This is a genomic window from Tersicoccus sp. Bi-70 (assembly GCF_001968825.1).
In the GTDB taxonomy this organism is placed as follows: Bacteria; Actinomycetota; Actinomycetes; order Actinomycetales; family Micrococcaceae; genus Tersicoccus.
In genome coordinates this window covers 237,778-261,569 of sequence record NZ_MIEU01000014.1, presented here as the reverse complement: position 1 = coordinate 261,569, position 23,792 = coordinate 237,778, and the positions used below count along the sequence as shown (strand labels likewise).

General features: G+C 72.5%; 23 protein-coding genes. 21 read left to right on the top strand and 2 right to left on the bottom strand.

The genetic code is table 11. The features are described 5' to 3' along the window. Nucleotides 1–91: 91 nt before the first annotated feature. Nucleotides 92–634 carry an inorganic diphosphatase gene (locus BGP79_RS12365; protein ID WP_076695924.1) on the bottom strand — a complete coding sequence of 181 codons (543 nt, stop codon included), beginning with the start codon at nucleotides 632–634 and terminating at the stop codon, nucleotides 92–94. Between the two features lie 116 nt (nucleotides 635–750). Here BGP79_RS12365 and BGP79_RS12360 point away from each other — a divergent pair, with 116 nt between their 5' ends. The 14 genes from BGP79_RS12360 to BGP79_RS12295 all read left to right on the top strand — a co-directional run bounded on the left by BGP79_RS12360 (nucleotide 751) and on the right by BGP79_RS12295 (nucleotide 14,163). Next, on the top strand, nucleotides 751–2,208 hold the full coding sequence (locus tag BGP79_RS12360) for a D-alanyl-D-alanine carboxypeptidase/D-alanyl-D-alanine-endopeptidase (protein ID WP_083701875.1): 1,458 nt from the start codon (nucleotides 751–753) through the stop codon (nucleotides 2,206–2,208). A gap of 94 nt (nucleotides 2,209–2,302) precedes the next feature. Then, nucleotides 2,303–2,785: a hypothetical protein gene (locus tag BGP79_RS12355; RefSeq protein WP_076695922.1), complete on the top strand. Its 483-nt coding sequence runs from the start codon at nucleotides 2,303–2,305 to the stop codon at nucleotides 2,783–2,785. A gap of 140 nt (nucleotides 2,786–2,925) precedes the next feature. Then, a complete protein-coding gene (locus BGP79_RS12350; protein ID WP_233121469.1) occupies nucleotides 2,926–4,074 on the top strand; it encodes a zinc-dependent metalloprotease in 1,149 nt (382 codons plus the stop codon). Between the two features lie 50 nt (nucleotides 4,075–4,124). After that, nucleotides 4,125–5,312 (top strand): tRNA lysidine(34) synthetase TilS, encoded by a 1,188-nt coding sequence (gene tilS / locus BGP79_RS12345; protein ID WP_076695919.1) that lies wholly within the window; start codon nucleotides 4,125–4,127, stop codon nucleotides 5,310–5,312. 126 nt (nucleotides 5,313–5,438) lie between these two features. Then, nucleotides 5,439–5,990, top strand: a complete 552-nt coding sequence (gene hpt, locus BGP79_RS12340; RefSeq protein ID WP_076695917.1) for a hypoxanthine phosphoribosyltransferase — start codon at nucleotides 5,439–5,441, stop codon at nucleotides 5,988–5,990. Nucleotides 5,991–6,207: 217 nt separating this feature from the next. Next, nucleotides 6,208–8,256 (top strand): ATP-dependent zinc metalloprotease FtsH, encoded by a 2,049-nt coding sequence (gene ftsH / locus BGP79_RS12335; RefSeq protein ID WP_076695915.1) that lies wholly within the window; start codon nucleotides 6,208–6,210, stop codon nucleotides 8,254–8,256. Next, a complete protein-coding gene (folE, locus tag BGP79_RS12330; RefSeq protein ID WP_076695913.1) occupies nucleotides 8,256–8,870 on the top strand; it encodes a GTP cyclohydrolase I FolE in 615 nt (204 codons plus the stop codon). Before ftsH ends, folE begins: the two co-directional genes overlap by 1 nt. Before the next feature lie 7 nt (nucleotides 8,871–8,877). After that, the gene (gene folP, locus BGP79_RS12325; protein ID WP_076695911.1) at nucleotides 8,878–9,786 is read left to right on the top strand and encodes a dihydropteroate synthase; all 909 of its coding nucleotides are present in this window, start codon (nucleotides 8,878–8,880) and stop codon (nucleotides 9,784–9,786) included. 5 nt (nucleotides 9,787–9,791) lie between these two features. Continuing rightward, nucleotides 9,792–10,151 carry a dihydroneopterin aldolase gene (gene folB, locus BGP79_RS16975; RefSeq protein WP_076695909.1) on the top strand — a complete coding sequence of 120 codons (360 nt, stop codon included), beginning with the start codon at nucleotides 9,792–9,794 and terminating at the stop codon, nucleotides 10,149–10,151. 36 nt (nucleotides 10,152–10,187) lie between these two features. Next, the gene (folK, locus tag BGP79_RS16970; RefSeq protein ID WP_083701874.1) at nucleotides 10,188–10,742 is read left to right on the top strand and encodes a 2-amino-4-hydroxy-6-hydroxymethyldihydropteridine diphosphokinase; all 555 of its coding nucleotides are present in this window, start codon (nucleotides 10,188–10,190) and stop codon (nucleotides 10,740–10,742) included. Then, the gene (locus tag BGP79_RS12310) at nucleotides 10,739–11,230 is read left to right on the top strand and encodes a DUF3180 domain-containing protein (RefSeq protein ID WP_076695905.1); all 492 of its coding nucleotides are present in this window, start codon (nucleotides 10,739–10,741) and stop codon (nucleotides 11,228–11,230) included. The genes folK and BGP79_RS12310 overlap by 4 nt, the downstream gene beginning before the upstream one ends. Beyond that, a complete protein-coding gene (locus tag BGP79_RS12305; RefSeq protein WP_076695903.1) occupies nucleotides 11,223–11,735 on the top strand; it encodes a PH domain-containing protein in 513 nt (170 codons plus the stop codon). The genes BGP79_RS12310 and BGP79_RS12305 overlap by 8 nt, the downstream gene beginning before the upstream one ends. Nucleotides 11,736–11,887: 152 nt before the next feature. Then, the gene (locus BGP79_RS12300) at nucleotides 11,888–13,444 is read left to right on the top strand and encodes a PH domain-containing protein (RefSeq protein WP_076695901.1); all 1,557 of its coding nucleotides are present in this window, start codon (nucleotides 11,888–11,890) and stop codon (nucleotides 13,442–13,444) included. Then, entirely contained in the window at nucleotides 13,441–14,163 is a 723-nt protein-coding gene (locus BGP79_RS12295; RefSeq protein ID WP_076695899.1) for a Rossmann-like and DUF2520 domain-containing protein, read from the top strand. Before BGP79_RS12300 ends, BGP79_RS12295 begins: the two co-directional genes overlap by 4 nt. Nucleotides 14,164–14,479: 316 nt before the next feature. On the opposite strand, the gene BGP79_RS12290 is transcribed toward BGP79_RS12295, so the two are convergent. Continuing rightward, nucleotides 14,480–15,085 carry a maleylpyruvate isomerase family mycothiol-dependent enzyme gene (locus tag BGP79_RS12290; protein WP_076695897.1) on the bottom strand — a complete coding sequence of 202 codons (606 nt, stop codon included), beginning with the start codon at nucleotides 15,083–15,085 and terminating at the stop codon, nucleotides 14,480–14,482. Here BGP79_RS12290 and lysS point away from each other — a divergent pair. The 7 genes from lysS to BGP79_RS12260 all read left to right on the top strand — a co-directional run bounded on the left by lysS (nucleotide 15,084) and on the right by BGP79_RS12260 (nucleotide 23,601). Further along, nucleotides 15,084–16,673 carry a lysine--tRNA ligase gene (gene lysS, locus BGP79_RS12285; RefSeq protein WP_076695895.1) on the top strand — a complete coding sequence of 530 codons (1,590 nt, stop codon included), beginning with the start codon at nucleotides 15,084–15,086 and terminating at the stop codon, nucleotides 16,671–16,673. The genes BGP79_RS12290 and lysS overlap by 2 nt on opposite strands. 67 nt (nucleotides 16,674–16,740) lie before the next feature. Next, nucleotides 16,741–16,905: a hypothetical protein gene (locus tag BGP79_RS16650; protein ID WP_158067182.1), complete on the top strand. Its 165-nt coding sequence runs from the start codon at nucleotides 16,741–16,743 to the stop codon at nucleotides 16,903–16,905. Nucleotides 16,906–16,999: 94 nt separating this feature from the next. Further along, nucleotides 17,000–17,344 carry an Lsr2 family protein gene (locus BGP79_RS12280; RefSeq protein ID WP_076695893.1) on the top strand — a complete coding sequence of 115 codons (345 nt, stop codon included), beginning with the start codon at nucleotides 17,000–17,002 and terminating at the stop codon, nucleotides 17,342–17,344. Nucleotides 17,345–17,598: 254 nt separating this feature from the next. Continuing rightward, entirely contained in the window at nucleotides 17,599–20,094 is a 2,496-nt protein-coding gene (locus BGP79_RS12275) for an ATP-dependent Clp protease ATP-binding subunit (RefSeq protein WP_076695891.1), read from the top strand. 208 nt (nucleotides 20,095–20,302) lie between these two features. After that, nucleotides 20,303–20,746, top strand: a complete 444-nt coding sequence (locus tag BGP79_RS12270; protein ID WP_076695889.1) for a YtxH domain-containing protein — start codon at nucleotides 20,303–20,305, stop codon at nucleotides 20,744–20,746. Nucleotides 20,747–20,873: 127 nt separating this feature from the next. Then, nucleotides 20,874–23,078: an alpha/beta fold hydrolase gene (locus BGP79_RS12265; RefSeq protein WP_083701873.1), complete on the top strand. Its 2,205-nt coding sequence runs from the start codon at nucleotides 20,874–20,876 to the stop codon at nucleotides 23,076–23,078. Beyond that, nucleotides 23,068–23,601, top strand: coding sequence for an amino-acid N-acetyltransferase (locus BGP79_RS12260; RefSeq protein WP_076695887.1), 534 nt, complete (start codon nucleotides 23,068–23,070; stop codon nucleotides 23,599–23,601). The genes BGP79_RS12265 and BGP79_RS12260 overlap by 11 nt, the downstream gene beginning before the upstream one ends. Nucleotides 23,602–23,792 lie beyond the last annotated feature (191 nt).

The following is a 23,792-nucleotide window of genomic DNA, read 5'->3' as shown; positions in this document are numbered from 1 at the left end:
GGAGTGTCCGGGGACCGGGCCCCGCGGCCATACTCCCGGAGACGACGATGCCCCCGGCCGCGAGGCGACCGGGGGCATCGTGGAGTCGGTGTCAGTTGTTGACCGGGTCCGCGTCGACGTCGCGGCCCTGCGGCTCGTCCTCCTCGGACGGGGACCCCTCGGCCTTGAAGCGCTCGAGGGAGGCGACGACCTCCTTCTCGGCGGCCGCGCGGTCCTCCCAGTCCGCGGCCTCGACCCACTTGCCCGGCTCGAGGTCCTTGTACTTGGTGAAGAAGTGCTTGATCTCGTCCAGCAGGAAGGGGGAGACGTCGCCGATGTCCTGGATGTGGTCGAACCGCGGGTCCTCGGGCACGCACAGCACCTTGGCGTCCCCGCCGCCGTCGTCGACCATGTTGAACACGGCCACCGGGCGGGACTCGATCAGCACGCCGGGCACGACGTCGACGTCGAGGATCACGAGCGCGTCCAGCGGGTCGCCGTCCTCACCGAGGGAGTTCTCGATGTACCCGTAGTGCGCGGGGTACTGCATCGAGGTGAAGAGCACGCGGTCCAGGCGCAGCCGGTGCGTCTCGTGGTCGATCTCGTACTTCACGCGGGACCCCTTCGGGATCTCGACGGTGACATCGAAGTTCATGGTTCTCCTTGCTGGCGATCGGCGGTGAGGCCCGGTGGTGCCGACGGGCGGGGCCCGGGTCGGCGAGACTGGTACCCACGATAGTTCAGCATCGACCGACGACGAGGGGGTGACCGGTGCCCGCATCCGCCGTCCCGTCACGCCCCCGCCGGCGGTCCCGGGGCCGCCGCACGCTGATCGGGGTGCTGCTCGTCCTGGCGATCATCGCCGTCGCCGTGCCCGTGGGACTGTTCGCGCTGCCCGGCGGGCCGACGGGGGACTCCTGGACGGCCGACGACGCAGCCGCGATCCCGGCGCAACGCCCGCCGACGGCGCTCGCCACCTCGGCCGGATCACCGGCGGGGACGGCGCCACTGCCCACCTCGGCGGGGGTCGCGGCGGCGCTCGCGGCCGCCCGGTCCGTCGCGCCGGGCGTCGACGTCTCCGCCGCCGTGCTGGACGCGGCGACCGGCCGCGCCGTGCACCAGGACGCCGCGGCCGAGCCCCGCCTGCCCGCGTCCAACCTCAAACTCCTCTCGTCCCTGGCGATCCTGAGCACGCTGGACCCGCAGTCGCGCCTCACCACGACCGCGGTGCGCGGCACCGGCCGGGGCGAGGTGGTGCTGGTCGGCGCCGGCGACGTCATGCTCGGCAGCGGCCGGTCCGATCCGTCCGCGACCCAGGGCCACGCCGGCCTGCGGACCCTGGCCGAGCGGACCGCCACCTCGCTGCGGGCCGCCGGCGTGACCGGCCCCGTGCGCGTGAGCGTGGACACGACCCGGTTCGCCGGCCCCGCCCTCAACCCCGCCTGGTACGCCGACGACGTCGCGGACGGGCAGATCGGCGCGGTTGGCCCGCTCGCCCTCTGGTCAGGCCACAGCCGGGCCGACGCCGCCCCGGGCGAACGGCCCGCCGACCCGGCGCTGGCGGCCGGCCAGGTTTTCGCCGCGGCCCTGCGCACCGCCCTCGGCCCGGCCGCCGACGTCGCCCCGGTCGTCACCCGCACCCCTGCCCCGGTCCCCAGCACCGCGGCCCGGCTCGGCGCCGTCGATTCCGCGACCGTCGGAGAGCAGGTCCGGTGGCTGCTCGAGCACTCGGACAACGACGTCGCCGAGGCCCTCACCCGGGTGGCCGCCCGCGCGGCCGGCCGGCCCACGGACCCCGTCGGGACCGCGGCCTTCGTGAAGGACACCGCCACCCGGCTCGGACTGGACACCCGCGGCCTCGTCGTCACCGACGCGTGCGGGCTGGCGGACGGCAACCGCGTCAGCGCGTCGACGCTGGCCGGGGCCATGCGCCGGATCGTCACCGACGGCCGGTTCGACGATGGCGTGGCGGGGCTGCCCGTCGCCGGGCTCACCGGCACGCTCGACGACCGCTTCGACGACGCCGCGGACGCGGCCGGCGCCGGCGTCGTCCGCGCCAAGACGGGCACGCTGAACGCCGCGTCGACGCTCACCGGCTACGTGCTGGACCGCGACGGCCGGCTGCTGGTGTTCGCGCTCATGGCGTCCAACCCGCCCGGCGCGACCGCAGCGGCGCGGGGAGCGCTGGACCGCGCGGCTGCCGCGCTCGCCGGGTGCGGGTGCCGCTGAGCCGACCCAGCGCGACGGGGCGCGCGGCGCGGAGCGCCACCACCGGGCCGGCATGCCCGGGTCCGACCGGCCGCCGGTGTGCCAAGCTGACACCATGTCGGAGCACCGCAGCACGGAAGAGAAGATCGCCGAGCAGGAGAGGCTCTACGGCCAGAGTCTCGCCGACCGTTTCGGCGCCGTGATGAGCCACTACGGCATCTCCAGCCGGCGGCTGGCCGCCGTCCTCGGCCTCTCCGCGCCGATGCTCTCCCAGCTCGGCTCCGGCCAGCGGATCAAGATCGGCAACCCCGTGGTGCAGGAGCGGCTGCTCATGCTCGAACGCGACATGGACTCGACCATGGACCCGGCCCTGATCCTGGAGCGCGTCGCCGCCTCCCAGCCGGTCGCGATGACGACGGCGAGCGACGCCGGTGCCCCCCGATCCTCGGCGATGGGCGGCGCCGTCGACCGCGCCGCCGTCGTCGCCCACCTGCGCAACGCGGGGGACCGGTCCGCCCTGAACGCGGCGGCCGACGCCGCCGGTCCCGGCGCCCTGGCCGACCTGCTCCGGGACGCGGCCCGGCCCGGATCCCGCTGACCCTCGCGCTCGTTCCTCGGGAGGTGCTGTCTCGCCGGCTCTTCGCGAGGGCGGGATCGAGGCGCGACCGGTGCGCACGCCCTGAGCGAAAGGGCCACCGCGCCCAGCACGGCGTCAGGGGCATGTGGTCGAATGGCCCCATGAGTCTCACCCCGTCCCGCCTGCCCGGTCTCGTCGATTGGGACCTCGCCGCCGGCACCGCCGCGAAGCTCGCCCCTGCGGGCCCACGCGTCAGCGCCGCCCGCATGCGCGACACCGTCGAGAGCCTGCGGGAGGCCGCGGACGCGTCCGTCGCCCACGTGCACGAGATCAGCCGGCTCGACGCCGCCGCGGACCTGCGCGACTCGTCGGTGCTCGTCGTCGACCGGGCCACGTGGTCCCGGGCGAACACGCAGAGCTTCTCCGTGCTGATGCAGCCCGCGCTCGAGCGGCTGGTGGAGACCCGCGGTCAGTCGCTGACGGCCGCCACCACGGCGCTGGGCGGCCGGCTCACCGGCGTGCAGCTGGGCACGATCCTCTCGTTCCTCTCCAGCAAGGTCCTCGGCCAGTACGACCCGTTCGCCGCCCTCGCCGCGAACACCACCGCGCCGCCGGCCGGCCGGCTGCTGCTCGTGGCCCCCAACGTGCTCGAGATCGAGCGCGAGCTGCACGTCGAGCCCGCCGACTTCCGGCTCTGGGTGTGCCTGCACGAGCAGACCCACCGGGTGCAGTTCGCCGCCGCGCCGTGGCTGCGCGGCCACATGATCGAGCAGGTCGGCCGGCTCTCGGAGTCCATGGTCGACAAGGCCGACACGTTCGCCGCCCGCATCGCCGAGGCGGCGCGGTCCGTCGGCTTCGGGCGGCTGACCGGTGCCGCCGGCCGGTCCGGCGGCGAGGTCGGACCCGGTTCCGAGGCCGGGATCCTCGGCATCTTCCAGGACGTGCAGGAGCGGGAGATCTTCTCCCACCTGACCGCCGTGATGAGCCTGCTCGAAGGCCACGCCAACGTCGTCATGGACGGCGTCGACGCCACCGTCGTGCCGACCGTGCGGACCATCCGGCAGCGGTTCAACGCCCGCGGCTCCCAGCGCTCCGGCTTCGAGAAGCTGATCCGCCAGCTGCTCGGCCTGGACGCCAAGATGCGCCAGTACAGCGACGGCTCCCGCTTCGTGCGCGGCGTCGTCGACCAGGTGGGCCTCGACGGGTTCAACCGCATCTGGGACGCCCCGGCGCACCTGCCCACCGAGCACGAGATCCACCATCCCGGCGACTGGGTCGCCCGGATGGGTCTGGGCGACCCCCGGCGCTGAGCCGGACACGCACACCGTCGCGACCGTCCCTCCGACCAGCCGATGATCCCGTGCCCGGCCCCGTGACCCGGCAGCACGGGCGACGTGGCCCTCTCGACCCCGTCGTCGCCCGTGCCCGCCGCGCGATCGCGACCGCGCTGGCCGCCCTCGACCCGCCCCCGCCCGGCGATGTCGACGGCACCGTCGACGCGCTCGTGGCCTGCAGTGGGGGAGCGGACTCCCTCGCGCTCGCCGCAGCCGCCGCCCACCTCGCCCGGCGCGGAGACGCGCGGATCGGCGCCGTCGTCGTCGACCACGGCCTGCACCCGGACAGCGCGGACGTCGCCGCCCGGGCCGCGGCGCAGTGCACGGATCTCGGGCTCGACCCCGTCGTGGTCGACCGGGTCCGTGTGGAGCCGGCGGGGGAGGGCCCGGAGGCCGCCGCCCGCGATGCCCGGTACGCCGCGCTCGACGCCGCCGCCCGGCGGACCGGCGCGCGCGCCGTGCTGCTCGCCCACACGCTCGACGACCAGGCCGAGCAGGTGCTGCTCGGGCTGCTGCGCGGCTCCGGCACCCGTTCCCTGGCCGGCATGCCGCCGCGGCGCGGCCCCTACCACCGGCCGTTCCTCCACCCCGACCTCGGCCTGGACCGGGCCGCCACCGAGCGCGTCTGCACCGCCGAGGGCCTGGACTGGTGGAACGATCCCGCCAACGAGGACCCGGCGTTCACGCGGTCGCGCATCCGCCGGACCGTGCTACCGCTGCTGACCGACGAGCTCGGCCCCGGCGTGGCCGCCGGCCTCGCTCGCACCGCGGCCATCGCCGCCCGGGACGCGGACCACCTCGACGCCGAGGCCGCCGCCCTGTTCGCGCGGATCGCCGAGCGGAGCCCCGGGCGCTGCGTGCTGCCGCTCGCCGAGCTGCGCGTGACGCCGCCCGCCCTGCTGCCCCGCGTGCTCGCCGCCGCGGCCGCCGCCGTGGGGGCGGATCCGCTCACCCGGGAGCGCATCGGCGCCCTCGAGAACCTCGTGGCGCCCCGATCGGCCACCGGCCCGGGCGGTGCGGGGCCGGTTCCCCTGCCGGGCGGGGTCATCGCGCGCCGTCTCCGCGACCGCGGGGACCAGATCGACGACGGGGCGGATGCCCGGGGCCGGGACGGCGCCGGCGCCGGCGCCGGCGCGGGCCGGGCCGTGCTGGAGCTGCGGGGTGCGGCGAACCGGGCCGGGCTTGAAGCGAGCGGCGAGCCGGACCGGGCGTGAGCCGGGCCGGAATTGACCGGCGGCGGCGCGACTGTGGCACGCTAGAGGCGATGCGCCGGGGCGAGCCCGGCACCCTCTTCCGCCGCCGCCCGCACGACGGCCCGTTCCCTCCTGAAGGAGCCCCGCGTGGATTCGAGCGACGTCCAGGCCGATCTGGAGCACGTGCTCTACACCAAGGAACAGATCCAGCAGAAGATCACTGATCTGGCCGCCGAGATCGACCGCGACTACGCGGGGCGGGACATCCTCCTCGTCGGTGTCCTCAAGGGCGCCGTCATGGTCGTCGCCGACATCGCCCGCGCCCTGCACAGCCACGTCGCGATGGACTGGATGGCGGTCTCCTCCTACGGGTCGGGCACGCAGTCCTCCGGCGTCGTGCGGATCCTCAAGGACCTCGACACCGACCTGACCGACAAGCACGTCCTGATCGTCGAGGACATCATCGACTCCGGGCTCACCCTGTCCTGGCTGAAGTCGAACCTGGCCTCCCGCGGCCCCGCGTCGATCGAGATCTGCACCCTGCTGCGCAAGCCGGACGCGGCGAAGGTCGAACTGCCGGTCAAGTACGTCGGCTTCGACATCCCCAACGAGTTCGTCATCGGCTACGGCCTCGACTTCGCCGAGAAGTACCGGAACCTCGACTTCATCGGCACGCTCGCCCCGCACGTCTACCAGTGACGTCTCCCCAGCAGGCACGGGCCGAGCCGCGGCACCCGTACCGGCTGTGAGATCGGCCACCGCTCTCCGCTCTGAGGGAACTCGACGCCCGTCGACTACGTCCTACAGCCGTAGCGGTGCGATATTTGGCACAGACACGACACGTCGGCACCCGTCGGCGGCGTCGCTGCGAGCACAGTCGAACGGGAGGTAGTGGCCGGACCGGGCCCAACCACGCATGAACCTCAAGAAGATCTTCAAGGGACCGCTGGTCTACATCGTGATCGGCCTGATCGTGCTGGCCATCGCGTTCCCGCTGATGACATCCGGGTCGTCCAACCGCGTCGACACCAACGTCGGCCTGCAGCTGCTCGCGGACGGCAAGGCGAGCCAGGCCCGCGTCTCCGACGGCGAGCAGCGCGTCGACCTGACCCTGCGTGACGACTACGTCCAGGACGGCAAGGACCTCGGCAAGAACGTCCAGTTCTACTACGTGGCCCCGCGCGGCGCCGACGTCGTCAAGGCCGTCTCCGCCTCCAAGCTGGACAGCTACACGGACCAGCCGCCGGAGAACAACTGGCTGCTCGGTCTCGTCCAGCTGATGGTGCCGTTCCTCATCATCGGCGTCATCTTCTGGTTCATCCTCTCCCGCGCCCAGGGCGGCGGGTCCAAGGTCATGCAGTTCGGCAAGTCCCGCGCGAAGCTGATCTCCAAGGACCACCCGAAGGTCACCTTCGCCGACGTCGCCGGTGCGGACGAGGCCGTCGAGGAACTGCACGAGATCAAGGAGTTCCTCTCCGAGCCGGCCAAGTTCCAGGCCGTCGGCGCCAAGATCCCCAAGGGCGTGCTGCTCTACGGCCCTCCGGGTACCGGCAAGACGCTGTTGGCCCGCGCCGTCGCCGGTGAGGCCGGCGTCCCGTTCTACTCGATCTCCGGCTCGGACTTCGTCGAGATGTTCGTCGGTGTCGGCGCCTCCCGCGTCCGCGACCTGTTCGAGCAGGCGAAGAACAACGCCCCGGCGATCATCTTCGTCGACGAGATCGACGCCGTCGGCCGGCACCGCGGCGCCGGCGTCGGTGGTGGCAACGACGAGCGCGAGCAGACCCTGAACCAGCTCCTCGTGGAGATGGACGGGTTCGACGTCAAGACCAACGTCATCCTCATCGCCGCCACCAACCGGCCCGACGTGCTGGACCCGGCCCTGCTGCGGCCCGGCCGGTTCGACCGCCAGATCGGCGTCGAGGCCCCCGACATGGGCGGCCGCTTCCGCATCCTGCAGGTGCACGCCCAGGGCAAGCCGATGGCGCCCGGCGTGGACCTCTACTCCGTCGCCAAGCGCACGCCCGGCTTCACCGGTGCGGACCTGGCCAACGTGCTCAACGAGGCGGCGCTGCTGACCGCCCGCTCCAACGCCCAGCTGATCGACGACCGCGCGCTGGACGAGGCCATCGACCGTGTCATCGCCGGCCCGCAGAAGCGGTCCCGGCTGATGAAGGAGCTGGAGCGCAAGATCACCGCCTACCACGAGGGCGGTCACGCGCTCGTCGCCGCGGCCCTGCGGAACACGGACCCGGTCACCAAGGTGACGATCCTGCCCCGCGGCCGCGCACTCGGCTACACGATGGTGCTGCCGGCCGACGACAAGTACTCGACCACCCGCAACGAGCTGCTCGACCAGCTGGCGTACGCGATGGGTGGCCGCGTCGCGGAGGAGATCATCTTCCACGACCCGTCCACGGGCGCGTCGAACGACATCGAGAAGGCCACCGCCACGGCCCGCAAGATGGTCACCCAGTACGGCATGAGCGCCCGGATCGGCGCGGTCAAACTCGGCTCCGGCAACGGTGAGCCGTTCCTCGGCCGCGACATGGGCAACGAGCGGGACTACTCCGAGGAGGTGGCCGCCGTCGTCGACGAGGAGGTGCGCATCCTCATGGACAGCGCCCACGACGAGGCCTGGGCCATCCTGATGGAGAACCGCGACGTCCTGGACCGGCTCGCCCTCGAGCTGCTCGAGCGGGAGACGCTGAACCAGCAGCAGATCGCGGACATCTTCCGCGACATCCGGCAGCGGGACCTGCGCCCGGTGTGGCTCTCCAGCGACGACCGTCCGGTCTCGGACATCCCGCCGGTGACCACGCGCGCCGAGCAGGAGCAGGCCGTGCGCGACGGTCGGCCGAACCCGGCGCGGCAGGCCCCGCAGGACCAGGCCGTCGCCGCCAAGCCCGAACACCCGGTGCAGGCTCCCCACGAGTCGAGCGCCGGCGAGCTCCCGCCGCACGAGTGATGACGCACGCGGAGCGGCCCGACGAACCGGGCATGCCCGGCGCGGTGGCCGGGGTCGACGAGCCCCGGATCGCCGCCGCCGTGCGGGAGATCCTGCTGGCCATCGGGGAGGACCCCGAGCGATCCGGGCTGAAGGACACCCCGGATCGCGTGGCCCGGGCCTACGCCGAGATGTTCTCCGGCCTGCACCAGGACGCCGGGGACGTGCTGGGCACGACCTTCGACCTGGACCACGAGGAACTGGTCCTGGTGAAGGACATCCCCTTCTACTCGACCTGCGAGCACCACCTCGTGCCCTTCCACGGCACGGCGCACGTCGGCTACATCCCGTCCCACGACGGGAAGGTCACCGGCCTGAGCAAGCTGGCCCGGCTCGTGGAGATCTACGCGCGGCGTCCCCAGGTGCAGGAGCGGCTCACCACCCAGATCGTGGAAGCGCTGGTCGCGCACCTCGCGCCGCGCGGTGCCATCGTGGTCATCGAGTGCGAACACCTGTGCATGTCGATGCGCGGGGTCCGCAAGCCGGGCACCCGCACCGTCACCTCGGCGGTCCGCGGCCAACTGCACGACCCGGCCACCCGCGCCGAAGCCATGGGTCTCATCCTCGGAAGGTAAGAACGTCATGGACACACTCGGTGTCGCGCCGGGCACGGGCCCCAACACCCTGCCCCTGCCGGTCATCCGCCGGTCCACCCGTCCCCGCACCGTCGCGGACCTGCCCACGGACCGCACCCTGGTGATGGGCATCGTCAACGTCACGCCGGACTCCTTCAGCGACGGCGGTGACCACAGCACCCGCGGCGCCGCGATCGACCACGGCCTGCGCCTGCACTTCGCGGGGGCCGACATCGTCGACGTCGGCGGGGAGTCCACGCGGCCGGGTGCGGTCGAGGTCCCCGTCGGCACGGAGCTGGACCGGGTGATCCCCGTGATCACCGCGCTCGTGCGGGCAGGCGCCCTGGTCAGCGTTGACACCCGTCGGCCCGCGGTCGCGGCTGCCGCGATCGACGCCGGCGCGGCCATCGTCAACGACGTCTCCGGCACCGCGCTGCACCCGGACATGCCCGCGCTGATCGCCGAGCGCGGCGTGCACTACGTCCTGCAGCACAGCCGGGGCGACTCCCGCACGATGGTCTCCCGTGCCCAGTACGAGGACGTCGTCGAGGAGGTCATCGCCGAGCTCGCGCCGCTCGCCGCCCGCTTCGTCGACGCGGGCGTCGCGCCCGAGAAGCTGATCCTCGACCCCGGCATCGGGTTCGCGAAGGCCGGCGAGCAGAACTGGCAGCTGCTGCGCTCGCTCGACCGGTTCACCGCGCTCGGCCGCAAGGTCCTCGTCGGCACCTCCCGGAAGACGTTCCTCGGCGAGCTCCTCGCCAGCTCCGGCAAGTCCGCCCCGCCGAAGGACCGCGACGACGCGACGATCGCCACCACCGCCCTCGCGGCCGCCGCCGGGGCCTGGGCGGTGCGGGTGCACGACGTGAAGCCGAATCTCGACGCGGTGAAGGTGGCCGCCGCCTGGGCCGGGCGGTGAGTGCGGTGGACACCATCACCCTCACCGGGATCCGCGGGCGCGGCACGCACGGCGTGCTCGACGCCGAACGGGACCTCGGCCAGGTCTTCATCGCCGACGTCGTCCTCGAACTCGATCTGACCGCCGCCGCCCGCGACGACGACCTGACCCGCACCGTCAACTACGCCGAGGCCGCCGAACGGGTGCACGCGCGCCTGACCGGGGCGCCCGTCGCCCTGATCGAGACGCTCGCCGCGGCCATCGCGGACGAGCTGCTGGCCGCCTTTCCCCTGGACGCGGCCACCGTCACCGTGCACAAGCCCGCCGCCCCCATCCCGGTGCCGTTCGACGACGTCGCCGTGACCGTCCGGCGAACCCGGGACTGAGCGGGCATGAGCGAGCCGGGGTCGAGGGAACCGAGCATGAGGGAACCGGGGATGGGGAAACCGGGGGCGGCCGGGCCGGACGCGCACCGGGCCGAGGCGATCCTCGCGCTCGGTGCCAACCTGGGCGATCCCGGCGCGACGCTGGCCGCGGCCGTGGACGCGATCGCGGACGACGCCGGCCTCACGCTGCTGGCCGCCTCTCCCGTCGCCGTCACGGCGCCCGTCGGTGGGCCCGCGGGCCAGCCGGACTACCGGAACATGGTGGTGCGGGTGGCCACCGAGCTGGACCCGGACGAGCTGCTCGCCACATGCCACCGGATCGAGGCGCGCTTCGGCCGCGAGCGGCTGGTGCGCTGGGGACCCCGCACGCTCGACGTCGACATCATCACCGTGACCACGCCCGCCGGCGAGGTGCACCGCACCGACCCGGACCTGACCCTGCCGCACGCCTCCGCCGCCGGCCGCGCCTTCGTGCTGGCCCCCTGGTCCTGGCTGGAGCCGGACGCCCGGCTCGACGGCGTTCCCGTGGCGGACCTGCTCGCGCGCGCCGCCGACCACGACGGGGTCCGCCGCGCCGAGGTCGCGTCGTGAACGGCCTGCGGGTCCGCACCCTGCTCGTGGTGGCCGTCGTCGCCGCCGTCCTCGGCTGGCTGGCCGACGTTCTGATCACCCGGGCGGGCGGTCCCACCCCGGTGCTCCCGCTCAGCTCGCTGCTGACGGTGCTGCTGCTGGTCGCGATCACCGTCGGCCTCGGCCTGCAGGTGCTGCGCTGGCGGCAGGGCAGGGCGAAGCGGATGATCAACCCGCTGCTCGCGGCCCGGACCCTCGTGCTCGCGCAGGCGACCGCCTACACCGGCGCGGTCCTCGGCGGTTGGCACGTGGGGGTGCTGGTCGAACAGCTCGGCCTGCTCGCCCTGCGCTCGGACCAGTCGGTGCTCTGGTTCGCGGTCGCGCAGGTCGCGGGCGGTGCCGTCATGGTCGGCGTCGGCGTCCTCGTCGAGCACTTCTGCCGGATCCCGCCCGAGGACGGCCAGGACAGTGGTGGCGGCCCGCAGCCGAACGAGGGGGAGTATGCGTAGCGAACCGATCGATCCCGAGGGGCTGACCTTCACCGGCGTCTCGCCGCGGCTGGTGTGGGCCCGGGCTCTCGGCTGGCTGCCGGGGGCCGTCATCACCGTCGTCGTCTGCTCCGTCCCTCTCCTGCTCGTCCTGCTCGGCGCGTGGACCTGGCTGCCGGGCTGGCTCGCGTGGACCGTCGCCGTGGTCGCCCTCCTCGTCCAGCTGTGGCGCCTCGTGCTCATCCCGCGCCAGGTGCGCGCCGTCGGGTACGCCGAACGGGACGAGGACCTGCTGATCCGCAGCGGCCTGTTCTTCCGCCGTCTCGTCGTGGTGCCCTACGGCCGGATGCAGTACGTGGACGTGCAGGCCGGCCCGATCGACCGGATGCTCGGCATGGCCGGCATCAAGCTGCACACCGCGTCGGCCGGGACGGACGCCGCGATCCCGGGGCTGCCGGCCGACGAGGCCGCCCGGCTGCGTGAGGCGCTGTCCGCCCGCGGTGAGGCGAGGCTGGCGGGCCTGTGACCGCGAACGAGCCGGGCGCCGTCCGCGGGGATGCCCCCGCCCGGGGTCCGGTCGCGTCCGCCACCCCCGTCGGCCGGCGGGATGCCGGTTCCGGGTCGGGGGCACCGGTGCCGGGAGGAGCCCAACCGGGGCCGCCGCTCTCGGCTGAGCCGGTGCGTGGGGGCATCGACGCCCCGCAGACGTGGCACCGGGTGCACCCGGCGTCCCCTCTCGTGCGTGGCTGGCTCGCCCTCGTCGCGTTCTACGTCGTGTTCGGCCGCGACTGGCTGCAGAACGCGATCGGCTCGATGGCGGATCCGTCCTCGTCGCACCGGCGGGGCGCGGAGGGGCTGCCGATCTGGGTCATCGTGCTCTTCGCCGTCGTGCCGCTCGTCGTCATCCTCGCGGTCTTCTTCGCCAGCTGGTGGTTCACCCGCTACCAGGTGACCGAGGACCACGTGCGGATCAACTCCGGCGTCCTGGTGCGGCAGAACCGGCAGGCGCGGCTGGACCGGGTGCAGGCCATCGACATCAACCAACCGCTCGTGGCCCGGCTGCTGCGGCTGGCCGAGTTGAAGTTCGAGGTGGCGGACGCCGGCCACGCCGCCATGCGCCTGTCGTTCCTCCGGCTCGACGAGGCGGAGCAGCTGCGGGCCACGATCCTCGGCCGGGCCGCGGGCGTCCGCGGGTCGACGGAGCACCCCGGCGTCATCGCCTCGGCGCCCGAACGGCCGGTGCTCACCGTCCCGCCGCAACGGGTGCTCGGCGCGGCCGTGCTCTCCGGTGTCACGGTGTGGCTGCTCGGCGCGGCCGTCGTCGCCCTGCTGCCGGCCGTCATCAGCGGCGAGCCGTTCGCCGTGGCCGCCGTGATCCCCGTGGTCTTCGGCGCGGCCACCGCCTACTGGGCCTTCTTCACCCGCAGCTTCAACTTCCGTGTCGCCCACTCGGCCGACGGGGTCCGGCTGCACTACGGGCTGCTGGAGACGCACGCCCAGACGGTGCCGCCCGGCCGGGTCCAGGCCGTGTCCGTGCACGCACCGCTGTTCTGGCGGCCGTTCGGCTGGCACCGCGTCGAGATGAACGTCGCCGGGTACGGCACGGCCGGCCGCGAGCAGAACGCCCGCACCGTGCTGCTGCCGGTCGGCACGTTCGACGAGGTCCTCGCGGTGCTCGCCCTCGTGCTGCCGCACCCGGGCGTCGAGGACCCGGTGGCCGTCTTCCGCGCCGGAGTGCGCGGCGCCGGGACCGCGGAGGGCTTCGTCGCCTCGCCGTCCCGCTCGCGCTGGCTCGACCCGCTCGCCTTCCGACGCAACGGGTACCGGCACACCGAGACCGCCCTGCTCGTCCGCAGCGGCCGGCTCACCCACCGCCTCGGCGTCGTCCCGCACGAGCGCACGCAGTCCCTCGCGCTGCAGCAGGGGCCGCTGCAGCGTCGGCTCGGCCTGGCGCACGTGCTGCTGCACTCCACGTCCGGCCCGGTCAAGCCCGTGGTGCCGCACCTGGCCGTCGACACGGCCCGCCGCCTCTTCACCGACCAGGCCGAGCGTGCCGCCCGCGCCCGGCGGCTCGCCGGTCCGGAGCAGTGGATGCTGCGGACGCCGCCGACGTCGCGGGCTCGCGAGGGCGACGGCGTTCCCGGCGAGGCCGCCGCACCTGACGCGATCGCCGCGGCACCCGCTCAGGCCCCCGACGTCACGCCGTCTTCCCACCCCGGCGAGGACGGGCGATGAGGCCCGGGCGGCTCGGGGTCGGGGTGATCGGCGCCGGCCGGGTCGGGGCCGTCCTCGGTGCCGCCCTGCGGGCGGTGGGCCATTCCGTCGTCGGGGTGAGCGCCATCTCCGAGCAGAGCCGGGACCGAGCCGCGGCCCTGCTGCCCGGGGTGCCGCTGCTCGAACCCGCGGAGATCGTCGAACGGTGCGAACTCGTCCTGCTGGCCGTGCCCGACGACGACCTCGTGCCGCTCGTGCAGGGGCTGGCGGATCTCGACCACTGGCAGACGGGTCAGATCGTGCTGCACACGAGCGGTCGCCACGGCATCGCGGCACTCGCACCGGCCGCCGCCCGCGGCGCCGTCTGCCTCGCCGTGCACCCGGTGCTGGCGTTCACCGGGATGAGCCTGGACCTGACGCGACTGACCGGGGCGATGGTGGCCGTGACCGCGCCGGCCGCGTTCCTGCCGATCGCGCACGCGCTCGTCGTCGAGATGGGTGCCGAGCCCGTCGTGCTGACCGAGGACGAGTTCCCCGTGGTCGGCGAGATCCTCGCCCGGGTGCGGGAGGACACCGACCGCACCACGCGCCGGGCCCTGCGCCGGCTGGCCGATCAGCACGTCGAGGATCCGGCGCGTTTCGCCGGTCCCCTGGTGCGAGCCGTGCTGGAGAACGCGCTCGCGGCCGGACCGGAACGGCCGCCCACGGATCTCACCGACCAGGAATCCGATCCGGACTGAATTCCCGTCGGGTCGTCCCGTACCACCGGTCGGCATTCACCACCGCACGCCGACATCGCGTCCTGACCGCCCGAGAATGATCAGTCCGCTTATTCTTCCCTCGCGCGGAAATGGTGGCGGTCGACACCGTTCAGGAATCCGGAAGAGGGACGGCGGCGGTCCCGGAATTTCACCACGGGAATGCGATCCGGAGATCCATCGATTTCCGCTGAGTCGGCTGTCCACGCCAGCCGATCACCGAGCAGCGCCGTGCCCCGAGCAACGGATTCTCCGACGCTGCGGCGAGGGGACGCTCGATTTCCCTGCCGCCCGCATTTCACAGCACGGTGAATCCGGCGGGAAGACCGGCCCGGCCGGTCAGCGCCAGCAACAGGGATTCCGCGGACCCGGTGCGGATCCCGACCGCCACGGCCAGTTCCGCCGCGTCGGCGATCAGGTGCGGGTCGAGGCCGGAGGGGATTCCGCAGGCCCGGGCGATGTCGAGGCTGTGCACGGTGAGCTCGAAGCACCGGGTCGGCAGGTAGTCGCTGAGCAGCATGCCCCCGCCGGCGGTAGGGATCACCGGGTCCGCGTCGTCGGCCGTGGCGGCGTCGACGGCGGCCCTCGCCTCGGCGGCCAGCCGCGCCACCGCCGTCGCCGGATCCGCCCCGAGCGCCGCCCCCGCCTGCACGCCGCGGGCCGCGACCTCGTCGTCGTGACCGTGGGCGGCCAGGAAGTAGGCCGCGGTGTCGGGGACCTCGCGGACCGGGGCGGGCCGCTGCAGATAGTCGATCACCGTGGTCAGCGCCCGTGCCGCGTGGCCCGTCAGGGAGCGCACGGACCACGCGCCGAGCCCGGGCCGATCCCAGTCGTCCGGGCCGATCCGGGCGACGACGTCGGTGAACGCGATGGCTGCTGCGCCGAAGCGGACCATGGCCTGCATGCGGGGAATCGTAGGCCACCGCCGCGGGCCGATACCCTTGGATACCGTGACCACACCGACTCCCGCGTCCAGCCCGCAGTCCCCGGAGCCGGCCGACGGCTCCGCCGAGGCGCAGCTGCGCCAGCAGACCTCCGAGCAGATCGAGGTGCGCACCGCCAAGCGCCGCCGTCTGCTCGACGCCGGTGTCGAGGCGTACCCGGTGGGCGTCGAGCGCACCCACACCCTGGCCGAGGTGCGCGGGAAGTACGAGCACCTCGCCGCCGACGAGGCGTCCGGCGAGCACGTGGGCGTCGCCGGCCGTGTCGTGTTCCTGCGCAACACCGGCAAGCTGTGCTTCGCGACGCTGCAGGCCGGTGACGGCACCCGGCTGCAGGCGATGATCAGCCTGGCCGGCGTGGGCGAGGAATCCCTGGGGGAGTGGAAGGCTGTCGTCGACCTCGGCGATCACGTCTTCGTGCACGGCGAGGTGATCAGCTCCCGCCGTGGTGAGCTCTCCGTGATGGCCGACCGGTGGCAGATGGCGTCCAAGGCGCTGCGGCCCCTCCCGACCCTGCACCACGACCTGAACGAGGAGACCCGCGTCCGGCAGCGGTACGTCGACCTCATCGTGCGCGACGAGGCCCGCCAGACGGTCCTGGACCGCGCCACCATCACCCGCACCGTGCGGCAGACCCTGGACGCCCACGGCTACATCGAGGTCGAGACCCCGATCCTGCAGCTGGTGCACGGCGGCGCGACCGCGCGGCCCTTCAACACCCACATGAACGCCTTCGACCAGGGCATGTCGCTGCGCATCGCCACCGAGCTCTACCTCAAGCGCGCCGTCGTCGGTGGCCTGGACCGGGTGTACGAGATCGGCCGGGTGTTCCGCAACGAGGGCGTCGACTCCACCCACAGCCCCGAGTTCACGATGCTCGAGTGCTACGAGGCGTACGCGGACCAGTTCGTGATGGCGGACCGGATGCGGGAGATGATCCTGGCCTGCGCCCACGCCCTGGGCCGCACCCGGATCGAGACGGCCGCCGGCACCGTCGACCTCGAGGGCGAGTGGCGCTGGCTCTCCGTCTACCCGGCCGTCTCCGAGGCCGTCGGCGAGGAGGTCACCCCGCAGACCGTAATCGAGGACCTGCGCCGGATCGCCGCCGCGCACGACGTCGAACTGCCGGCCGACGCGATCGACCAGAAGATCGTCATGAAGCTGTTCGAGGACCTCGTCGAACACACCCTCCTGCAGCCGACCTTCGTGTGCGACTACCCGCCCATCGCCCAGCCGCTCGCCCGCCCGCACCGCAGCATCCCCGGCGTGATCGAGGCCTGGGACCTCATCATCGCCGGGACCGAGACGGGCACGGCGTTCTCCGAGCTGATCGACCCGGTCATCCAGCGGGAGCGGCTGACGGCGCAGTCCCGCCAGGCCGCGGCGGGCGACGAGGAGGCGATGCAGCTGGACGAGGACTTCCTGCGCGCCCTCGAGTACGCGGCGCCCCCGATGGGCGGCATCGGCCTCGGCATGGACCGGCTCGTGATGCTGTTCACCGGCGTCGGGATCCGCGAGAGCATTCTCTTCCCCCTGATGAAGCCGGAATGAGCCGGCCCGTCATGGTCGCGGTGAGAGCTGTGAGCATTCGCCCAGCCTGCCGGTCTACCCTGAGATCGTGAACGATTTCCTGGCAGCGGTTGCGGTGCTGCTTCCCTCCCTCGGCGTCGGCGTGCTCTTCTTCATCGCCATGCGTGCGTTGTTGAATGCGGATCGCACCGAACGGCGCGCATTCGCCGAGGCGGAGGAGAAATACCGGAAGAGTCATTCGACCGACGCGTGATGTCTTTGACTCCGCGCACGAGGATATTCATACTTGAGAGGAATTCCAGGGACCCCGGGAATTCTCGCAAGCACATTTCCTCAGAGGAGTTGACTTGGCTCAGAAGGTGAAGATCATCCTGGTGGATGATCTGGACGGCGGCACTGCCGATGAAACCGTCCGGTTCGGGCTCGACGGCGCGAACTACGAAATGGACCTCTCCACCGACAATGCGGATCAGCTCCGGGACGCCCTGAAGCCGTTCGTGTCGAAGGCGCGGCGGTCGGGCAGCCGTTCCTCCTCGACCCGCAGCAGCAGCAAGTCGGCCTCCGGTTCCGGCCGGAACCAGGACACCGCGCGGATCCGCGAATGGGCGCGGGAGAACGGCTACACGGTCAGCGACCGCGGCCGCGTGCACTCCGACATCCAGGACGCGTACCGCAAGGCACACGACCAGTGATCCGGTGTCACCCGTGCCCACGGCGTGACACCTCCAGAACACCCTCCACCGGACCGTAAACCGGTGGACTCCGAATGCGGATCGGCCCCGGCCGGTCCGCATTCGTCGTCCCGTCCGCCGGTGCGGCGATCCGGCGGCCCCGCGGGCGACGAACAGCGGGTGAGACACCCATCTCGCCTGTGGCGAACAACTGGCCACGGGGCACGACCGCGCACGTAGCATCATCAGTACGCATCAGCTAGGGAGTGTGCCCAATGTTCGAACGTTTCACCGACAGAGCCCGCAGGGTCGTCGTGCTCGCCCAGGAAGAGGCGCGCATGCTCAACCACAACTACATCGGTACCGAGCACATCCTCCTGGGCCTCATCCACGAAGGCGAAGGGGTCGCCGCCAAGGCGCTCGAGTCGCTGAACATCTCGCTCGGCGCGGTCCGGGAGCAGGTGCAGGAGATCATCGGCCAAGGCCAGCAGGCGCCGTCGGGTCACATCCCGTTCACCCCGCGCGCCAAGAAGGTCCTCGAGCTCTCCCTGCGCGAGGCCCTGCAGCTCGGCCACAGCTACATCGGCACCGAGCACATCCTGCTCGGCCTGATCCGCGAGGGTGAGGGTGTCGCCGCCCAGGTGCTGGTCAAGCTCGGCGCCGACCTCTCCCGCGTCCGCAACCAGGTGATCCAGCTCCTCTCGGGTTACCAGGGCGGCAAGGAGAACGCCTCCGCCGGCGTCGGCGCCGGCCAGAACGAGGGTCAGCCCGCCGGTTCGGTGGTGCTCGACCAGTTCGGCCGCAACCTGACGCAGGCCGCTCGCGAGAGCAAGCTCGACCCCGTGATCGGGCGCGAGCAGGAGATGGAACGCGTCATGCAGGTCCTCTCCCGCCGCACCAAGAACAACCCGGTCCTCATCGGCGAGCCCGGTGTCGGCAAGACCGCCGTCGTCGAGGGCCTCGCCCAGGCGATCGTCCGCGGTGACGTGCCGGAGACCATCAAGGACAAGCAGCTCTACACGCTCGACCTCGGTTCCCTGGTCGCCGGTTCGCGGTACCGCGGTGACTTCGAGGAGCGCCTGAAGAAGGTGCTCAAGGAGATCCGCACCCGCGGCGACATCATCCTGTTCATCGACGAGATCCACACCCTCGTCGGGGCCGGTGCCGCCGAGGGCGCGATCGACGCCGCGAGCATCCTCAAGCCGATGCTCGCCCGCGGCGAGCTGCAGACCATCGGCGCCACCACGCTGGACGAGTACCGCAAGCACATCGAGAAGGACGCCGCGCTCGAGCGCCGCTTCCAGCCGATCCAGGTCTCCGAGCCCTCCGTCGCCCACGCGATCGAGATCCTCAAGGGTCTGCGTGACCGGTACGAGGCGCACCACCGCGTGTCCATCACCGACGGCGCGCTGGCCTCGGCCGCGAGCCTGTCCGAGCGGTACATCTCCGACCGGTTCCTCCCGGACAAGGCGATCGACCTGATCGACGAGGCCGGGGCGCGCCTGCGCATCCGCCGGATGACGGCGCCGCCGGAGCTGAAGGAGATCGACGACCGGATCGCCGACCTGAAGAAGGAGAAGGAGTCCGCGATCGACGCGCAGGACTTCGAGGGCGCCGCGTCGCTGCGCGACAAGGAGCAGCGGCTCATCGCCGAGCGCTCCGAGAAGGAGCAGGCCTGGCGCAACGGTGGCATGGACGACGTCGCCGAGGTCGATGAGGAACTCATCGCCGAAGTGCTCGCCAACTCCACCGGCATCCCCGTGTTCAAGCTGACCGAGGAGGAGTCCTCGCGCCTGAAGAACATGGAGGGCGAGCTGCACAAGCGGGTCGTCGGCCAGAACGAGGCCATCAAGGCCATCAGTCAGTCCATCCGCCGCACGCGTGCGGGTCTGAAGGATCCGAAGCGCCCGGGCGGTTCGTTCATCTTCGCCGGTCCCACCGGCGTCGGGAAGACCGAGCTGGCCAAGGCCCTCGCCGAGTTCCTGTTCGGCGAGGAGGATGCCCTCATCCAGCTGGACATGAGCGAGTTCTCCGAGAAGCACACCGTCTCGCGGCTGTTCGGTTCGCCTCCGGGCTACGTCGGCTACGAGGAGGGCGGGCAGCTGACCGAGAAGGTCCGCCGCCGCCCGTTCTCGGTGGTCCTGTTCGACGAGGTGGAGAAGGCGCACGCCGACATCTTCAACTCGCTGCTGCAGATCCTCGAGGACGGCCGCCTGACCGACAGCCAGGGCCGCGTCGTCGACTTCAAGAACACGGTCATCATCATGACGACCAACCTGGGCACCCGGGACATCGCCAAGGGTGTGCTCACCGGCTTCCAGTCCGGCACCGACACGCAGACCTCGTACGAGCGGATGCGCGCCAAGGTGCAGGAGGAGCTGCGTCAGCACTTCCGGCCCGAGTTCCTCAACCGTGTCGACGACATCGTCGTGTTCCCGCAGCTGACGCAGGACGAGATCGTCGAGATCGTCGACATGTTCGTGGCCCGGCTGGAGACCCGGCTCAAGGACAAGGACATGGGCATCGAGCTGACCACGGAGGCCAAGCGCCTGCTGGCCACCCGCGGCTACGACCCCTCGATGGGTGCCCGTCCGCTGCGCCGCACCATCCAGCGGGAGATCGAGGACCAGCTGTCCGAGAAGATCCTGTTCGGGGAGCTCTCCGCCGGCCAGGTCGTCCTGGTCGACGTGGAGGGCGAGGGCGACCTGCAGAAGTTCACGTTCGAGGGCACCTCGAAGCCGTCGGTGCCGGACACGGTTCCCTCGGTCTGACCCGCCCACCCGGTTGTTCGACGGGCCCGGGACCACCGCCTCGTGCGGTCGGTCCCGGGCCCGTCGTCGTTCCCGGCCGGCCGCGAACGGGCCGTCGGTCCCGGGCCGGCCGGTGGTCTTCTCGTGGACGCAGGTGGGCACGGCGGAGCATCATCAGTAGGCTGAGGGTGACGCGGGGACGTCCCGCCACGAGGAAAGGACGTGTCGAATGCTCAAGAAAGCGATCTTCCTGGTCGGAGCGGGCGTGGGGTTCGTGCTCGGAACCCGTGCGGGCCGGGAGACCTACGACAAGCTGCGCGCCCAGGTGACGGGCTTCGTCAACGACCCGAAGGTGCAGGAGAAGGTCAACCAGGGCACCGAGTGGGCCAAGGAGAAGGCCCCCGTGGTGGCCGACAAGGTCCAGGAGGGTGCCGAGAAGGTCAAGGGCGCCGCGTCCGACGCCGCGAGCAGTGTCTCGGGCAAGGCCTCCGACGCCGCTGATTCCGTCTCCGCGAAGGCCTCCGACGCCGCCGGTACCGCCTCCGCCAAGGCGGACCAGGCGGTCGGCACGGTCAAGGACAAGGCCGCGCACGACGACGGCACCGACCCGGCGACCGGCGGCACCAGCAGCGACTACGAGCCGCACGTCGTCGATCAGGGCGACCAGCACTGACCCGAACCGACGCACCACGCACGGCGGATCCATCCGGCACGGATGGGTCCGCCGTCGTGCGTCCGGATGCGCTCTCCTCGTGTCCGGGAGACCTCATGACGCCCACCAGCAGTGATAGAGATGAGACATGACCGACGTGACCGCGACCACTCCCGCGACTCCCTCCGCCGACAACGCGTCCACCACCGCGTCGGCACCCACCACCGACTTCGGTGACCTCGACCGCTTCCTCCACCTGCCCCGCGTCTCCGGGCTGGCGCTCAGCCCGGACGGCAGCCGGCTCGTCACCGGCGTCGCCACCCTGAACGGCAAGGGCACCGGCTACAGCACGGCCCTGTGGGGTATCGACACCCGGGGCGAGGGCCCGGCTGTGCGGCTGACCCGCAGCGCGGCGGGCGAGGCCGGTGCCGCCTTCACCGCCGCCGGCGACCTGCTCTTCACCTCCGCCCGCCCGGATCCCGGTGCCGACGAGGGCGAGGAGCCCGTGACCGCGCTGTGGACGATTCCCGCCGCCGGGGGAGAGGCCCGCGTCCTGCACAGCCGTCCGGGCGGGCTCGGCCCGGTCCTGACCGCCGCGGACGCCGACGTCACGGTCGTGCGGGCGAGCGTCCTGCCCGGCGCCCACGACGAGGCCGAGGACGCGGACCTGCGCGCCGCCCGGAAGAAGGCCGCCGTCTCCGCGATCCTGCACGCCGGCTACCCGGTGCGGTTCTGGGACGCCGACCTCGGTCCCGACGAGCCGCGCCTGTTCGCCCTCGAGGAGGGCACCCCGGGCACGGCCACGGACGGCGCCCAGCCGACCCCGATGCCGGGCACGACGGACGCCACCGGGCCCACCGCGCTGCGGCCCATCACGGTCGGCATCGGCAACGGGCTGATGCACGCCGAGCAGGTCCTCAGCCCCGACGGGACCATCGTGCTCGCCGGGGAGACCCTCGCCGTCGCCCGCGCCGACCTGCGCAACGTCCTGATCCGCGTCGACGTCGCCACCGGCGAGCGGACCCGGCTCGTCGAGGACCCGGACTGGGACTACGCGGTCGGCCCGATCAGCCCGGACAGCTCGCGGGCCGTCGTCGTGCGCGAACGCCAGACGACGCCCGAGCGGGCCGCTCAGCTCCAGCTGATGCTGCTGGACCTGCGTACCGGGCAGACCTCCCCCCTCGCCCACGAGTGGGACCGGTGGGGCCACCCGTACGCGTGGCTGCCGGACGGCTCCGGCGTGGTCGTGACCGCGGACCAGGACGGCCGCGCCCCCGTGTTCGTCATCGACGTCGCCACCTCGGACGTGCGCCAGGTGACGACCGACGACGCCACCTACACCGACGTCGTCGTCGGCAGGGACGGCACCGCCTACGCCCTGCAGGCCAGTTACGCCCACCCGGCCGAGCCGGTGCAGATCGACCTGGAGACCGGCGCGGTCACCGCCCTTCGCGGCCCGGTCGCCCGGCCGGAGCTGCCCGGCCGGCTCGAGGAGGTCCGCACCGAGGCGTCCGACGGCACCCCGCTGCGCGCCTGGCTCGCGCTGCCGGACGGTGCCGGTCCCGATGCCCCGGCACCGCTGCTGCTGTGGATCCACGGCGGCCCGCTGGGGTCCTGGAACAGCTGGAGCTGGCGCTGGTGCCCGTGGCTGCTCGTCGCCCAGGGCTACGCCGTGCTGCTGCCGGACCCCGCCCTGTCCACCGGTTACGGCCAGGACTTCATCCAGCGCGGCTGGGGCGCGTGGGGGGACAAGCCGTACACCGACCTGATGGACGTCACGGATGCCGTCGTCGCCCGCGACGACATTGACGAGAGCCGCACCGCCGCGATGGGCGGCTCCTTCGGCGGCTACATGGCCAACTGGGTGGCCGGGCACACCGACCGGTTCGACGCGATCGTCACCCACGCCTCCCTGTGGGCGCTGGACAACTTCGCGCGCACCACGGACATGTCGCTGTACTGGGAGAAGGAGCTCTCCCCGGCGATGACCGACGCCAACTCCCCGCACCACGCGGTCGAGGACATCCGCACCCCGGTGCTGGTGATCCACGGCGACAAGGACTACCGGGTGCCCATCAACGAGGGACTGCGGCTCTGGTACGAGCTGCTCTCCCGCTCCGGTCTGCCGGCCGACGACGACGGGCAGAGCCCGCACCGGTTCCTGTACTTCCCGGACGAGAACCACTGGGTGCTCAAGCCGCAGAACGCGAAGGTCTGGTACGGCGTGGTCGAGGCGTTCCTGGCCGAGCACGTCCTGGGGACCGAGCAGGCGCTGCCGTCCGAGCTCGGCCTGACTCGCGCGGTAGCCGAGGAACCGACCCAGGAGCCGGCCGGGCAGCACGATGAGCGCTGAGCCCGGGTCCTCGCACCCCGGCTACACGCTGCGCCGCGCCCGGACGTCCGACGTCGCGCCGATCCGGGCGCTGGTCGCTCCGCTGGCCGACGAGCGCGTGCTGATCTCCAAGGAGGCGGTCGCGTACTACGAGGACATCCAGGAGTTCCTCGTCGCGGAGAGCGACGACGGAACGGTGATCGGCTGCGGTGCCCTCCACGTGATGTGGGAGGACCTCGGCGAGGTGCGCACGCTGGCCGCGTCGACGGACTGGCGCGGCCGCGGGGTGGGGCGCGCACTGCTGGAGGCGCTGCTGGAGCGCGGACGGGACCTGGGCGTCGCGCGCGTGTTCTGCCTGACGTTCGAGGTCGACTTCTTCGTCCGGCACGGCTTCGCGGTGATGGCCAACCAGGACAGCATCGATCCGGTGGTCTACTCGGAGCTGCTCCGCTCGCACGACGAGGGCGTCGCCGAGTTCCTCGACCTCGCCCGGGTCAAGCCGAACACCCTCGGCAACACCCGGATGATCCGCCGGCTCGACTGACCCGTCCCCGCCTCGCCCGGCGCTGGCCTGGACGCGACGTCGGCGGTTTCTGGGGGTCCCCTGGCAAGGAGCTGGGGCCACTGGACACTCCGACGAGGGTCTGCCTACTGTGGGGACCGTACGGAGGTCTTCCTCTGTCGTCCGCCGCTTCTGCGGCAGAAGGCTCCATCCCCGACCCGAGAGGGAAAGAT

Coding starts and splice junctions, on each gene's coding strand:
- BGP79_RS12275 (WP_076695891.1), top strand. CDS start 17,599: ATGTTCGAACGTTTCACCGACAGAGCCCGCAGGGTCGTCGTGCTCGCC.
- lysS (WP_076695895.1), top strand. CDS start 15,084: ATGCGGGGAATCGTAGGCCACCGCCGCGGGCCGATACCCTTGGATACC.
- folK (WP_083701874.1), top strand. CDS start 10,188: ATGAGGGAACCGGGGATGGGGAAACCGGGGGCGGCCGGGCCGGACGCG.
- BGP79_RS12305 (WP_076695903.1), top strand. CDS start 11,223: ATGCGTAGCGAACCGATCGATCCCGAGGGGCTGACCTTCACCGGCGTC.
- BGP79_RS12260 (WP_076695887.1), top strand. CDS start 23,068: ATGAGCGCTGAGCCCGGGTCCTCGCACCCCGGCTACACGCTGCGCCGC.
- BGP79_RS12295 (WP_076695899.1), top strand. CDS start 13,441: ATGAGGCCCGGGCGGCTCGGGGTCGGGGTGATCGGCGCCGGCCGGGTC.
- BGP79_RS12355 (WP_076695922.1), top strand. CDS start 2,303: ATGTCGGAGCACCGCAGCACGGAAGAGAAGATCGCCGAGCAGGAGAGG.
- BGP79_RS12290 (WP_076695897.1), bottom strand. CDS start 15,085: ATGCAGGCCATGGTCCGCTTCGGCGCAGCAGCCATCGCGTTCACCGAC.
- BGP79_RS12365 (WP_076695924.1), bottom strand. CDS start 634: ATGAACTTCGATGTCACCGTCGAGATCCCGAAGGGGTCCCGCGTGAAG.
- folP (WP_076695911.1), top strand. CDS start 8,878: ATGGACACACTCGGTGTCGCGCCGGGCACGGGCCCCAACACCCTGCCC.
- BGP79_RS12350 (WP_233121469.1), top strand. CDS start 2,926: ATGAGTCTCACCCCGTCCCGCCTGCCCGGTCTCGTCGATTGGGACCTC.
- BGP79_RS12270 (WP_076695889.1), top strand. CDS start 20,303: ATGCTCAAGAAAGCGATCTTCCTGGTCGGAGCGGGCGTGGGGTTCGTG.
- ftsH (WP_076695915.1), top strand. CDS start 6,208: ATGAACCTCAAGAAGATCTTCAAGGGACCGCTGGTCTACATCGTGATC.
- BGP79_RS12265 (WP_083701873.1), top strand. CDS start 20,874: ATGACCGACGTGACCGCGACCACTCCCGCGACTCCCTCCGCCGACAAC.
- folE (WP_076695913.1), top strand. CDS start 8,256: ATGACGCACGCGGAGCGGCCCGACGAACCGGGCATGCCCGGCGCGGTG.